This window comes from Clostridium merdae (assembly GCF_900176635.1).
GTDB lineage: Bacteria > Bacillota > Clostridia > Oscillospirales > Acutalibacteraceae > Faecalispora > Faecalispora merdae.
This window is the reverse complement of sequence record NZ_FXLN01000004.1, coordinates 740165-753474: the sequence shown is the minus strand read 5'-3', so window position 1 is coordinate 753474 and position 13310 is coordinate 740165. Positions and strand designations below refer to the sequence as shown.

Sequence of the window (13310 nt, the reverse complement as noted above, 5' to 3'; positions counted from 1 at the left end):
TCACAGCGTCCTATTTTATACCTGTTTTTAGGAGGTGACCACTCATGACTAATAAACAAAAGCAGTTCTGTGAGGAATATCTCATTGACCTGAACGCTACACAGGCAGCCATACGAGCAGGATACAGCCCTGAAAGCGCTGCTTCTATTGGCAGTGAGAACATGCAGAAACCTGAGATTCGCGCACGTATAGACAAAGCCATAGCTGAACGCTCAAAGCGCACAGGAGCCAACGCGGACCGCGTTATTCGCGAGTTAGCCCGAGTCGCCTTTATCAACGCCAATGATGTTATAGACATAGACAGTGCCACTTTGAAAGTGGATGCCTGTGAAGATGATACAGCAGCCATCGCTTCGGTAAAGGTCAAGACGATTCCCACAGCCGACGGTGAGGGGGTAGAGCGCGAAATCAAGCTGGCCGACAAGCTCAAGGCGCTGGAGCTTCTGGGCAAGCACCTTGGCATGTTTACGGACAAGGTGGAGCACTCTGGCAGTATTGATACGGGCGGTGCGGCTCTGACTTCTATTCTGGAACAGCTGCAGGACGATAACACGAGTAAGGAGCAGGAGCTAACTTCCGGTGATACTGGATGAAGCTGTCACAGAAGTATATTGCCTTCATGAAGCACCGGGCGAAGCTGGAAGTTCTGGAGGGAACCACCTATGCCGGTAAGACTACAGTTGGCATAGTGAAATTCATGTTCCGAGTAGCAGAATCCCACCAGCGGGCGCATATCATGGCTGGCAATGACTTGGGTACTCTTGAGAAAAACGTCATAACAAAAGACTTCGGGCTGCTGGATGTTTTCAGCGGCCTTATTTCTTATCATCCTTCCGGTGGTAAGGGTATTACAATGCCCCACCTGCGGTACTGTACACCGGCTGGAGATAAGATTGTTTATGTGCTGGGTTACGATAATAAAGCACGGTGGAAGAAAGCCCTGGGCGGTCAGTATGGTTGCGTGTACATCGATGAGGCCAACATCGCCGACATGGACTTTGTGCGTGAGGTTTCCATCCGCTACGATTACATGATGATGACCTTAAACCCCGATGATCCGAACCTACCGATTTACAGGGAGTACATCAATCGCTGCAGACCGCTCCCAGAATGGGAAAACGGAACACCGAAAGAACTGCTGAAACAACTGGACCAGCCTACAATGCCGAGGTGGGTACATTGGTACTTTACATTTGACGACAACCTCTCCTTAACTCCAGAGAAACGTGAACAGCTGCTTGCAGGTGTAGCACCAGGAACAAAGTTGTGGAAGAATAAAATCAAAGGTTTGCGCGGCCGCTCCACTGGTCTGGTTTTCGACCTGCAGAAAAAGAATCTTATTAAGGCTTCGGATCTCATGGAACAGATAAAGGACGGTACCGTAAAATTCCAACAGGTATCTGCCGGCGTGGATACTTCCTATTCACAGAAAACGGCCGACACCTTTGCTTTTGTATTCACCGGTATCACAACTGACCGCAAGAAGATAACGCTCGCAGCGCAGGAGCTCAGCAACCGAGGGCGTAATACACCTTTGGCACCGTCGGATATTCCACCTTTACTAATTGACTTTCTAGAGCGCAACAGGGCATTGTGGGGTTTGTTTGCACGTACTGTTTACATTGATTCCGCAGACCAGGCGACGATTATTGAATGTCAGAAGTATAAGCGACAGAACGGCTGCATCTACGACTTCGTACCGGCCTGGAAAAAGACCCAGATTATTGACCGTATCAACCTGCAGGCGGGCTGGATGGCACATTGTGATTTTCTTCTGGTGGAAGATTATTGCCAGCCTGAGATTGATGAACTCAATTCCTACAGCTGGAATGAAGAAAAGGATAATGTGCCGGAAGATGGCAACGATCACACCATCAACGCAGACCAATATAGTTGGTTGCCGTATAAGCATTTAATAGGGAGCGTGAAATTAGATGGGTAAAATCGGGGAGAAGGTGAAAAGTATGGTCAGAAATTGGCTGCAGATTCAGCCGGCAACGGTCAACAGCATTGTGATTCAGGAACCGCTTAGCTTTCAGGCGTCGGTTATCCGGAATCAAATTTGGTACCGGGGTGACGCCAGCGAACTGGAGCAGCTTTACAAACAGCTCGGTGCGCAGGACCCAACCAATGCAGCACGCTGGTGGGCGGCGGTGCCAGGCAATAATCTGAAGCTGCGAAAGATTCACAGCGGGCTTCCTGCCATTTTGGTCGATACTCTGGCTTATCTGGTAAAGTCGGATATGGATAATGTAACATTCAAAACTGACAAAGGGAAAGATGCCTGGGAGGAATTACAGGACAAACTGAACTTTCAAGAGATTGTAGGTAAAGGTATTGTAGGTGCTTTAAAATCCGGTGATGGAGCGTGGAAGATTTCCGTTGACCCGCAGGCTTCGGATATTCCTATTGTGGAGTTCTACGAAGCAGACCGTGTGGAGTATATCAAAAAGCATGGACATATTGTGGGGATACGCTTTTGGACTGATTATGCAGAGAAACATAAAACATATCGCCTGTGCGAAACGTACAGTATAAGCTCCGTATCCTATCGTCTTTATGATGGCGACAGTGAGGTTAATCTAGGCCGAGTTCCAGAACTGGCAGACCTAAAGCCAGTGCAGTTTGCTGGGAACTTTATGATGGCAGTACCATTTAAGGTCTTTGAGAGCGCAAAGTATACTGGCCGGGGGAAAGCGATTTATGAGGGCAAGCTGGACAGCTTTGATGCGTTGGATGAAGTAATCAGCCAATGGTGGGATGCGATCCGTGCCGGCCGTGTGAAAAAATATATCCCAGAAGATTTAGTACCCTCCGACATCACAACCGGGGAGAAGCAGCAACTTAACGATTTTGGCAGTGAGTATATTAAGACCGGCACCGACTCTCATGAGGATGCAATCAGTAAAATTGAGACGATTCAGCCAGAAATACGTTACGAAGCTTTCCTAGCATCGTATACGGCCGCTCTCGATATGTGTCTACAAGGGATTGTTTCTCCGGCCACACTGGGAATCGATGTTGGGAAAATGTCTTCTGCAGATGCCCAGCGTGAAAAGAAGGACGTTACCGGCTACACTCGCAACACCATCACCGGAGTTCTGGAGAAGGCCCTGCCTCAACTGATTTGTGCGATTCTGATGACCTATGATGTGATGCAGGGACGCACACTGGAAAATTATGAGCCCTCAGTTGAGTTTGGCGAGTATGGGGCGCCTAGCTTTGACTCCCGGGTGGAAATCGTGAATAAAGCCGCCACAGCGAACACCATGAGTGTGGAAACCCAGGTAAATGAAATGTGGGGAAATAGCAAAGACGATAAATGGAAGGCTGCCGAGGTAACTAGAATCAAGCAGCTTCGCGGAATAGAATTTGTGGATGAACCGCCGAAGGTTGGTGACGAACTGCAGGTTGGCGGTGAGGCGTAATGCTCTCATGGAAAGACATTGCCGATCTGTTTGTTGAGATGGAGCAGCGCCTGGTTGCCTCCTTAAAGCGCAACCTAGCGAGGCATAAAGCTTGGGAACGTGATGAGGGCTTTAACTGGCCTGCGTGGCAGGCTGAAAAGCTGCAGAACATCGAGCGATTCCGGCAGGAGAATAAGACCATTATGTCGGAATATACAGATGTGATTGATGCTGAAACTCAAACGATGCTGGCGGAACAGTTTGCCGAGGGTATCGATAAGGTAAACCAAGAAGCAAAAGAGGCTCTTGGGGTTTCCAGTATTCCGGACAACCATTTCTTCCGCGTGAATGACCGCCGTCTTGAAAACCTAATGCGGGATATGCACCAAGCCGAGAGTAAGGCACAGACGGCCGCCCTGCGCATGATGGACGATGTATACCGCCGAACCATATCACAGGCAGCTACGGCAATGGCGGCCGGCGCGACAACGCTGCCGCAGGCAATTGACATGGCGGTGCAGGATTTCCTAAAAGCTGGAATTAACTGCATTGAGTACAGAAACGGCTCACGGGTGAACATTGCTGATTATGTTCAAATGGCGCTACGAACGGCGGCAACGCGCTCTTTTCTGCAGGGGGAAGCAAAGCGCCGGGCAGAGCTCGGTATTGATACGGTGCTGGTCAGCCAATACGGAGCTTGCTCTGAGACTTGCCTGCCGTGGCAAGGGCGAGTTTATATTGATGATGTACGGGGGGAGTTCGCCGGACAGAGCAAAAGAGGTAGGGGGTTGAGTACAAACGACAACTGGTATCCGCTTCTATCAATTGCAGTAGAGGCTGGTTTGTTTCATCCTAACTGTCGGCACACAGTATCAACATGGTTCGAGGGAATCAGCCGTTTGCCGAATCCAATGGATACTGCCAAAGTTAAAGAGAACTCGGAACTGGAGCAACAACAGCGAGTACTAGAAAAGAAAGTTCGGGAATACAAGCGTATGGCAGAGGGTGTTCAACAACCTTCCCTGGAAAAGGAATATAAGCAAAAGGTTTCTGCTTTACAAAAAGAGCTCCGGGACTTCATCGCCGAACACGACGACGTTCTCCGACGAGATTATTGGCGTGAAAAAACATATGGTGTTCCTATTGAAATCTCTAGGGAAGATGCTATACTGAAAGCAGATATCCGTACGGAATCTATTCTAACAATATCTCCTGGAAAACAGGGTAAGCATATTCTAGGACATAATAACTACATCCCCGGGCGCAGTTATTTGACAATATCAACGCAGGAAGCCCAGGAGTTGGTGGAACAGTATGCGGGAACCGGTGAGCTGCTGCGGGATAGTAAGAATCGTTGGAAGCAAACGGAACTTGTGGAGACTGGAAGGGCAATCGGAATGGCGGTCGACCAGGATGGAACGGAAGTCTCTACTTCCAGATTTATTATTCATTATAGCAAGACAGGGACACATATAGTCCCAACAATGAGAGAGGTGAAACCCCGTGACGGAAAAAGAACTCTATGAATATCGCGGCAAAAATATCCACGTGAACTGTACCGACGGTCAAGTTCTCAGCGGCTTTTGCTGCATTGTAACCCAGGCATTGGACAATGACCCAGAAGTGGCGAGTATTGTGATTGAACGTGAGAGTGGTCTTACGGAGATTATGCTCCCGGAAATCGAATCCATTACAGTCGAATAAATACCACCTGCCGAAATGGTAAGGTGGTATTTTTATACCCATTTTCAAGAGGTGATCCGAATATCTCGCTCTAAAGCCTAGCGTAATAGGCTTTATTTTTATGCCAAAAACATGCTGATGGCACAAAAAGCAGCAAGGAAATTACAGCCGACAGCCTCTAAAAGGAGTTGTTTATTATGAGTAAATACCTTAGACCCAACATTCAGTTATTTGCAGAACCACCCGCCGGCGATGAACCTGATTCAAAACCGAAAGACCAAGCCGCTGAGTCCGTCTCTGAGGAACTGCCCAAAACGCAGGAGGAACTTGACGCGCTTATCGCCAACCGCCTAAAGCGTGAACAGAAGAAGTGGACAAAGCAGCAGGTAACACCGGCGCCCGCTACTAAGCCTGCGGACTTACCGGCAGGAAAACAGGCTACAGCCCCGGCACAGCAAACAGCGACAACCCCAGCAGACAACACCGAACTTTTGGAAGCCCAGCGTAATCTGCTTCAGACCCGCGCAGAGCTTTCTGCTTATAAGTCTGGTGTAAAGCCGGAAGCTGTGGAAGACGCCGTGTTGCTGGCTATTCACAGCGCCGAAAAAAGTGGGGAAGACGTGGATGAGGACAGTATTGCGGATGCCCTAAAAGAGGTCTTAAAGCGGCACCCGGAATGGAAGAAAGAAGAGGACCCAAGGAGAACCAGCAACGCCGGTTTTCGTGTAGGCGCTGGCAGTAAAGAAACGCCAATTGCGGAGGATGACCAACTCTCTTTTGCTTTCGGCAACTTTAAAAAATGAAAGGATTGATTTTACATGGCAGTTTATGATTATGCAGAAATGTTTGCTCGACAGCTCGCCCAGAAATATGAAAGGGAGTTGTGCTCCGATGCACTGACCAAAAGTAATTCCGGCGTGCAGTTTATCAATGCCCAGACCATCAAGTTACCTCGCATGACACTTAGTGGATACAAGGACCATACCCGTTCGCCTGGTTTTAATGCCGGTATGATGTCTAACGATTGGGAGCCCAAGAAACTATCTCATGACCGTGATATAGAATTCTTTATCGACCCCATGGACATCGACGAAACAAACTTGGTTATGGCTGTTGCCAATATCCAGAACACATTTGAGGAGGAGCAAGCCATCCCCGAAAAGGATTCCTATCGCTTTTCTAAGCTTCATGCAGAGCTAACTACTTATTCAGGCAATATCGATAGCACTGTGCTGGATGTTAAGAATCTGCTGGAACTCTTTGATGCTCAGATGGAAGGAATGGACGAAGCCGGTGTGCCGGAGGAAGGTCGTATTCTATACGCTACTCCTACCGTTCGGAAGCTTCTGAAAGAAGCCGAGGGAATCCAGCGCATTATGACAGTGACTACCGCAAGCACTATTAACCGAAAGGTTCATGGTCTAGATGATGTAAGCATTAAACCGGTGCCTTCCGCGCGGATGAAGACCAAGTACGACTTCACTAACGGCTGTGTCGCAGCTGCAGGTGCAAAGCAGATTAACTTTATTCTGACCCATCCTTCTGCTGTGATTTGCCGCGATAAGTATAGCTACATCAAACTATTTACTCCCGGCACCGATTCCCGTACCGCAGACGGTTATCTGTATCAGAATCGCAACTATGGGGATTTGTTCCTCATTGAGCGCAAGGCCGCCGGCGTTGCAATGAACGTGCAGGCATAAAGGAGGTTACTTCATGAAAGCAGTAAAAGGAAACAAGGAATATACCATCGCCGAAACCCAGAAAGAACAGTATGTCCGTGATGGGTTTGACATTGTAGACGATACCGGTAAGGTGTTGCAAACAGGCGCAGGAAAGTCAGTTCCTTTCGCCCAGCATCAGGCCGTACTGGAGGAAAACGCCAGCTTGAAAGAGCAGATTAAAGCACTACAGGCCGCGCTGGATGAAGAGGCGGGTAAAGAAGCAGCTCCGCCTAAAAAATAATGTCCCTTAGTGCGCTGCGGTACCTATCAGTGGAGGAATACAAAGAAATGAATTCAACCGGGTCCGCAGCTGAAAGCGACTTGCTACAAGCGGAATTTGATGTGGATTCCCTGACGTTCAACCGGATCCGCGGCGCCGGTGGAATCAGGAAGCTTACCGAGCTGCAGCAGGAGCTGATAAAGCGCGCAGTTGCTCTGCAGGCAGAATTTCGGCATGAGTATGCAGACTTGCTGAACAATCCTCTCAGCAGCTATGGAATCAACGGAGTATCCATGTCATGGGACAAATCTGTACTGGTGCAGCAGAGCGGGGTGTTTACCACAAAGGCGGTGCTTTCTCTCTTGCGACAGACAGGGCTGACCTACAGGGGACTTGAAAGGCGGCGGTATTCATGAAATGGCCGCAGTTGGTACCAGAATCTGTATGCCATACACCGGTGGAGGTACAAATCACTGACGGAATTGACGAGAATGGAATTCCAAAGGTGGTTGCGGTTTGGGCTGGGAAATGCAACTATTCTGAAAAGCAGAAGCAGACTCTTGATGCTGAACGCCGACTGATTACGCTGGAGGCAACCGCGTTATTCTCAGGTGACATTTTCCCTGGGAGTGAAAAGCTTGAGGGAGAAGCACTAATCGACGGCGGCAGTATTACCCGCATCATCTACCGTGGCAGCCGAGCACGGAATCCGGATGGTACCGTGAATTTTACACAGCTGGAGTTGATGTGATGAGTATAGGAATCAAGATTCAGCTGGATGCCGCAGCAATCGCCAAGTTGGAACGCGCGGTGATAGTAACCGCAGGAATGACGATGGAAGCACTGAAAACTGATGTGATAGCAGCGCAGGTAATGCCATTCGATGGAGGCGATATGCAGAATGTTCAGACCTTTGTTGTGCAATCCACTGACGGAACAGAAGCTCGCCTTGTAACCGGTTCACCTCAGGCGCGCCGGCTCTATTATCACCCAGAATACAACTTCCAGACGGTGAACAATCCAAACGCCGGCGGCGAGTGGCTAGAGCCCTGGGTAGATGGCGACCGGAAAGACTTTGTGCAAGACACTTTTGTAGAACTTTATAAAAAGGAGGCTGGGCTGTAATGCTGACGTTAGGGCAACTCCGTGACTGGATTAAAATGCAGATGCCTGAGCTCCGGGATTGTATCGCTGTAGGCTCCATTGATGGTAACAAAGATAAGTTTGTGGGTGTGTACCCCCTGAAACTCCCCAGCAGCATGCAGCGCATCTGCCTGGGGGGCGAAGAACAAACCGGATACCAGGAGCGCGGTGCTTCAATTCTTCTCCACTGGACGAAAAATGTGGATGAGGCGGAGCAACAGGCAATGGAACTGTATCGCCTGTTTTATGGCTCGTCGCGCGTCGTTATGGGGGATAACCTCGCTATTAAGATTGACCCGGGCGCTGGTCCCATTCCGGTTGGAAAAGATAAGAATGGGGTTAGTGAGTTTGTCGTACAAATAAAAATTACTTACGAAAGGATTTGATTAAATGGATGGTGTTTTTCCAGTATTTGAAAATAAGTTCAAAGTTGGCACGAAGGGCGAAGCGAGCACTTCTGCCGACATGATGACCGTAATGGAAATGGAAACCTTTTCTGTGAAAATGGACGGTAAGGTGGAAGAGTGGACTCCGATGGATGCTGCCGGCTGGCCCAAGCGTCTGATGACCGGTAAAGGTTTCTCTATCACAATGTCGGGTAAGCGTTACAACGGCGACCCAGGCAACGATTATGTCGCGGGGCTGGCGTGGAAATCTGGCCGCGATTGCAGCAGTAAGTTTATTTGGGAGTTTCCCAGTGGTGGAAAGCTAGAGTTTAATTGCGTTATTAACGTTACTGCCCCGGGTGGTGGAGACAGTACGAATGTTGATAAGCTTGAGTTTGATGTTATGAGCCACGGGAAACCCGTTTACACTCCCCCCGGCTCTTCTTCGGGCGAATGACACTAATGTCGAAAATAAGAAACGGCCCTCTGCATCTGCAGGGGGCTAGATTTTTAGGAGGAATTTTAAATGGGAAAGTTATACACACTCGATGAAAAATTGTTAGTAGGCACTCCGGAAATCCGTATTGGAGATAAAGTTTACCCGGTTGATGACCGACAGAAAACAGTTAAAAAGCTGATGAAGATGACAAATGACAAGGACAGCGTAGAAAAAAACATGGACGATGTACTGCGACTTGCACTGGGAGAAAAAGCAGCCAAAGAGATTGACGAAAAGGATCTGCCTTTCCCTGCATACCAGAAGCTATTTGAATTAGTTATGTCTGCAATGACAGGGGAAGAACCAGAGGAAGTGGCCGCCCGATTTCAGGCAGAAAAATCATCAGTTTCCGAGCAGTAACCAGTGGTATGACGTGGATCATGATCGGGTGCTGATTGAGCAGAGTGTTGCCAAGCAGTATGGAGTGCTGCCATCAGAACAAGAGAATTTAAAATATTCCGATTGGTCTAAGATGGTCAGCGGATTAATGGATGACACTCCGCTCGGCCGAGTTGTTGGAATTCGCTCAGAAACCGACCAAGAAATCATTCACCGGTTTACACCAGAGCAACGCTCTGTAAAAGCGGAATGGGAGAGCGTAAGAGCAGAGCGAATACTGTGCTTACCGGAACAGGATTTGCGGCAGCAGTTTGCTCGGATTGAGCAAGCAATGGCGTCGATGTTTGCGCCGAATGGGAAGTGAGTACATGGCAGGTGAAAATTCTGGCACTTCTGTTGGTGTTATAACGCTGGATTTGCGTATCGCATCAAAGCTTAATGAGCAGATGCAGGCGATAGCGGCCGGTGCCAATCAATCGGCACAACGCAGCTTTGAGGGACTTGGAAAAACAGTTGAACAGTCTATATCAAAGCCAGTAGAGCGTGCGGGAAAGGCAATGGAGCAGGCAATCTCTGCTCCTATGGAAAAAGCCACGCAGGCTGCAAAAGCTCCGTTGCGGCAAATGACGGACCAGTTTGAGCAATCTGCGGAGGAAATCCAAGAGATAGCGGAACGAGCCGCCAAGCGTGTGGCAGATAGCGTATCCCCGAATGCAGGACCATCCCCTTTGCCCACGGCCGCGCCTCGAACAAATAGTGCAACAGCAACCGAAATCTATAAGCGGCGTGGAGTCGGAGCAGAGGTGCCAGCTTCAGATGCAAAGGACATTCCGGATTTATCTGATGCGTTTAAGCCGGCAGTTGATTCCGCGGAGCTTCTAAAGCAGAAGATGGCCAATATTCAGATGCAGTTTGATGCTGAGCGCGAAAAGCTGGCAGCTCTGAATGCAGAGTTTAGCAAACTTGAAGTTGGAACAAACGCCTGGGAAAAGTTAAGTGAAAGAATCACAGCCTCGGAGAGCCGCCTCATTTCTTTTCAGTCAACATTGAATGCAACACAAGCAAAGATTGACGAACCAGCGAAGAAAGCAGCTACTGCTGCGGAGAAAGCATCCGCTGCAACCCAAAGAGCGCAGGAGAAAGCCGCGGCAGCGGTAGAAAAGGCAGCCCAAAAGGCAGCGGCCGCTCAAGAACGAGTTGCAGCAAAACAGGAAGCAGCACAAAAAAGAGATGCAGCCGCTGCGGCGACTGCATCTAGGCGCAGAATGTCAGACTTGCGCACTCAGACGAACGCCACTCTTTCTGCGCTTACCAGCACTTCAAAGGGTATTGCTCGGGTGGGTGTTCTCGGTCGTGCTTTTTCTGCGGGATTGGTTGGCTCACTCGCAATAGCGGGGCCTCTTGCTTTGGCTGCAGGAGCATTTGCAGTGCTTCGTAAGTCAATATCATTAGCCACAATTAACAATGATCAGTTTAAGCGGTCACTGAATGAGATAAAGGCGAACCTACAGGTTGCTTTTACACCCATTTATCAGGCAATCCTGCCAGCCTTAAATGCTCTTATGGCAGGTTTGGCATCGATAACTCAATATATTGCAACCTTCATTTCTGCAATCTTTGGAAAAACCTATGCGCAATCATTAGCTGCCACCAAGCAAATGCAGAAAAATGCTGCAGACGCTGGAAAGAAGAAGTCTAGCGGTGGATCCAAAGAGAAGGGTTCGTTGGCAGGGTTTGATGAGCTTACTGTAATTGGGCAAAAAAGCGGCTCTTCAGCTGCGGGCGGAATCGACTATGATGCGATTAACGCTAAAGGTTCTACCGCTGCCATGCGCGTAGCAGAAAAATTCAAAGCGGCATGGCAGAATATCGCAGCAGGTTTCAATGATTATGTTATTCAGCCAATTCAGGACAACCTTTATAAATTCGATTCGCCAATAGAACGATTCAAAGCATTATTTGCTGGGATTGGGCAGCAGTGCCGGGAATGGATGATTCCATTATCCAATTGGTTCCAGACAGACCTAAAAGGTGCTATAGCGCAGGGCATTGGCGACACTTCTACAATTCTGTCCGGATTTATGGATAGCCTGGCCATGGTGGCAGAAACAATCTGGAAGACGCTGCAGCCAGCAATTAACTGGATTGTTATTAAAGGACTGCCGATGCTCACAGATATCTTTAAAGAGATTAGTAAAACGGCCGTAATTGTTTTTAATGTCCTGAAGACAGTGTTTGATACCCTCTGGCAGGGTGTAATTGCACCATTCACGCAGTTTGTTAGCAAAGCCGTTACCGATGTACTGAATCTGTTCTCCAGCCTTTGGGAGCAGTATGGAGCATCAACCTTTGAAAAGATCCGCGCCGCAATCAGCAGCATAAAGGACCTGTTCCTAAATGTGTGGAACAACGTTCTGAAGCCGATTTTTGACCAGATATTCCTGACACTGAATCAGCTTTGGACAGAACACCTGCTGCCGCTGATGGGTCAGATAGGCGAGTTCGTGATGAAGTTTATAAATGCTGCTTTGGATATCTACAACAAGTTTATCTCTCCAATTGTCAACTGGTTTGCAAAAACATTAGGGCCAATAATTGCTGCAGTCATAAGTGAAATTATTAAGCTGGTTGGTAATGTTGTAGGTAACATAGCCGATGCCGCGAAGAATATCCTGAAAGCTCTCGGTGGCGTATTGGATTTTGTTATCGGCGTTTTCACAGGTAACTGGGAAAAGGCATGGAATGGCGTTAAGGCGATATTTAAAGGGGTTTTTGAAGCCTTATTTGATATTGCAAAAGCTCCTCTAAATGGAATTGTCGGCCTTATTAATGCTGTTATTTCAGGTTTAAATGTGCTTATTAGTGGATTAAATAAGATTCATTTTGAAATCCCTGATTGGGTACCTGGGAAAATGGCGGGAAAGTCTTTTGGGATAAACATAGACCCGATACAGGACATCCCGTATCTAGCCAAAGGTGGTATTTTAGAGCAGCCAACGCTGGCTATGATGGGAGAATATCCAGGAGCGAAGAGTAACCCGGAAATTGCGACACCGCAATCATTGATGCAGGAAACATTCCTCGAAACGATGGTACCTCTATTGAATGAACTGGTAGCTTTCCGCGAGGATGTCCTGCAGTTGCTCCGGGAAATTATCTCAAAAGACCCCAGCATAACGTTGGATGGCACTACACTTTCGCGCCTCATTAAGCCGTATTTGGATGAGGAAAATAAACGTGTTGGTGGAAGTATTTTCTAAGTGGGGGGCACTCGTATGAAATATAAAGGTGAAATAAAAGTAAATGGTGTTTGGGTGCCTTCTGTAACTACACTGGATTTTTCAGTAGAGGATTTGGATTTGGAGGCCTTTCGTTCCACAGATGGCCTGCTGCATCGACAGCGCATCGGGGAGAAGATAAAGCTTAATTGTGCTTGGCAAGTTATAGAGGATAGTGACGATTTTAAGGAAACCTTTAACGCTCTAAACAATTTACCTGAATTCTTCCCGCTGGTATTTCCGCATCCCGGTGGTAACCTGTCCTTTGAAATCACTGCCTACCGGGGGCCGTTGTCTACCTCAATGAAAACCTTTTACTGGGACCAGCAAAAGCGAAAGATGGCAGAGTGGAGAAATCTAAAGACAAATTTCATAGAGCGATAGGGGGCGGAGTGGTTGATACGGGTTTCTGATTTGTATTATGATGCCGCCCGAGCGCCGGCGCGTACCTGGCGCGGAAAAGTATCCTTTGGTGTGTTTGACGTCGCAGCGCGCGGTGACGCAACGGCTGCAGCGAAAGGGCAGCCGTTTACAGATATCGTACAGACTTTGGATACTGTTACCACTGCACCGGCTGTTGGAACGTGTGAGATGGAGCAATTTAAGGTGGATGGAAGCATGAGCCTTTTTC

At 48.4% G+C, this 13310-nt stretch carries 16 protein-coding genes and 1 pseudogene; all 17 read left to right on the top strand.

Features of this window, described 5'->3' with window-relative positions; all coding sequences use genetic code 11:
* The first annotated feature begins 44 nt into the window (after positions 1-44).
* The 17 genes and pseudogenes from CAN90_RS09080 (at position 45) to CAN90_RS09000 (ending at position 13063) form a co-directional block, all read left to right on the top strand.
* Positions 45-593, top strand: a complete 549-nt coding sequence (locus tag CAN90_RS09080; RefSeq protein ID WP_085833513.1) for a terminase small subunit — start codon at positions 45-47, stop codon at positions 591-593.
* Entirely contained in the window at positions 590-1942 is a 1353-nt protein-coding gene (locus tag CAN90_RS09075; protein WP_085833512.1) for a terminase, read from the top strand. The genes CAN90_RS09080 and CAN90_RS09075 overlap by 4 nt, the downstream gene beginning before the upstream one ends.
* Positions 1943-1964: 22 nt before the next feature.
* Entirely contained in the window at positions 1965-3428 is a 1464-nt protein-coding gene (locus CAN90_RS09070; RefSeq protein ID WP_200807581.1) for a capsid protein, read from the top strand.
* Positions 3428-4933 carry a phage minor capsid protein gene (locus CAN90_RS09065; protein ID WP_085833510.1) on the top strand — a complete coding sequence of 502 codons (1506 nt, stop codon included), beginning with the start codon at positions 3428-3430 and terminating at the stop codon, positions 4931-4933. The genes CAN90_RS09070 and CAN90_RS09065 overlap by 1 nt, the downstream gene beginning before the upstream one ends.
* The gene (locus CAN90_RS09060; protein WP_085833509.1) at positions 4911-5111 is read left to right on the top strand and encodes a hypothetical protein; all 201 of its coding nucleotides are present in this window, start codon (positions 4911-4913) and stop codon (positions 5109-5111) included. The genes CAN90_RS09065 and CAN90_RS09060 overlap by 23 nt, the downstream gene beginning before the upstream one ends.
* Positions 5112-5287: 176 nt before the next feature.
* Positions 5288-5893, top strand: a complete 606-nt coding sequence (locus tag CAN90_RS09055) for a hypothetical protein (RefSeq protein ID WP_085833508.1) — start codon at positions 5288-5290, stop codon at positions 5891-5893.
* Positions 5894-5908: 15 nt separating this feature from the next.
* The gene (locus tag CAN90_RS09050; RefSeq protein ID WP_085833507.1) at positions 5909-6793 is read left to right on the top strand and encodes a capsid protein; all 885 of its coding nucleotides are present in this window, start codon (positions 5909-5911) and stop codon (positions 6791-6793) included.
* 13 nt (positions 6794-6806) lie between these two features.
* Positions 6807-7055 carry a hypothetical protein gene (locus CAN90_RS09045; protein WP_085833506.1) on the top strand — a complete coding sequence of 83 codons (249 nt, stop codon included), beginning with the start codon at positions 6807-6809 and terminating at the stop codon, positions 7053-7055.
* A gap of 47 nt (positions 7056-7102) precedes the next feature.
* Positions 7103-7450, top strand: a complete 348-nt coding sequence (locus CAN90_RS09040) for a head-tail connector protein (protein WP_085833505.1) — start codon at positions 7103-7105, stop codon at positions 7448-7450.
* Complete coding sequence (locus CAN90_RS09035; protein ID WP_085833504.1) at positions 7447-7785, top strand: hypothetical protein; 339 nt, start codon at positions 7447-7449, stop codon at positions 7783-7785. The genes CAN90_RS09040 and CAN90_RS09035 overlap by 4 nt, the downstream gene beginning before the upstream one ends.
* The gene (locus CAN90_RS09030) at positions 7785-8159 is read left to right on the top strand and encodes a hypothetical protein (protein ID WP_085833503.1); all 375 of its coding nucleotides are present in this window, start codon (positions 7785-7787) and stop codon (positions 8157-8159) included. The genes CAN90_RS09035 and CAN90_RS09030 overlap by 1 nt, the downstream gene beginning before the upstream one ends.
* Positions 8159-8563, top strand: coding sequence for a phage tail terminator protein (locus CAN90_RS09025; protein ID WP_085833502.1), 405 nt, complete (start codon positions 8159-8161; stop codon positions 8561-8563). The genes CAN90_RS09030 and CAN90_RS09025 overlap by 1 nt, the downstream gene beginning before the upstream one ends.
* A gap of 4 nt (positions 8564-8567) precedes the next feature.
* Entirely contained in the window at positions 8568-9020 is a 453-nt protein-coding gene (locus CAN90_RS09020; protein ID WP_085833501.1) for a phage tail tube protein, read from the top strand.
* A 69-nt stretch (positions 9021-9089) separates the two neighbouring features.
* Positions 9090-9422 carry a hypothetical protein gene (locus CAN90_RS09015; protein WP_085833500.1) on the top strand — a complete coding sequence of 111 codons (333 nt, stop codon included), beginning with the start codon at positions 9090-9092 and terminating at the stop codon, positions 9420-9422.
* Between the two features lies 1 nt (position 9423).
* Positions 9424-9765: pseudogene (locus tag CAN90_RS09010) on the top strand (Gp15 family bacteriophage protein); the annotation flags it as partial.
* A gap of 4 nt (positions 9766-9769) precedes the next feature.
* Positions 9770-12661, top strand: a complete 2892-nt coding sequence (locus CAN90_RS09005) for a phage tail protein (protein ID WP_085833498.1) — start codon at positions 9770-9772, stop codon at positions 12659-12661.
* 15 nt (positions 12662-12676) lie between these two features.
* On the top strand, positions 12677-13063 hold the full coding sequence (locus tag CAN90_RS09000) for a hypothetical protein (RefSeq protein ID WP_085833497.1): 387 nt from the start codon (positions 12677-12679) through the stop codon (positions 13061-13063).
* Positions 13064-13310: the final 247 nt, after the last annotated feature.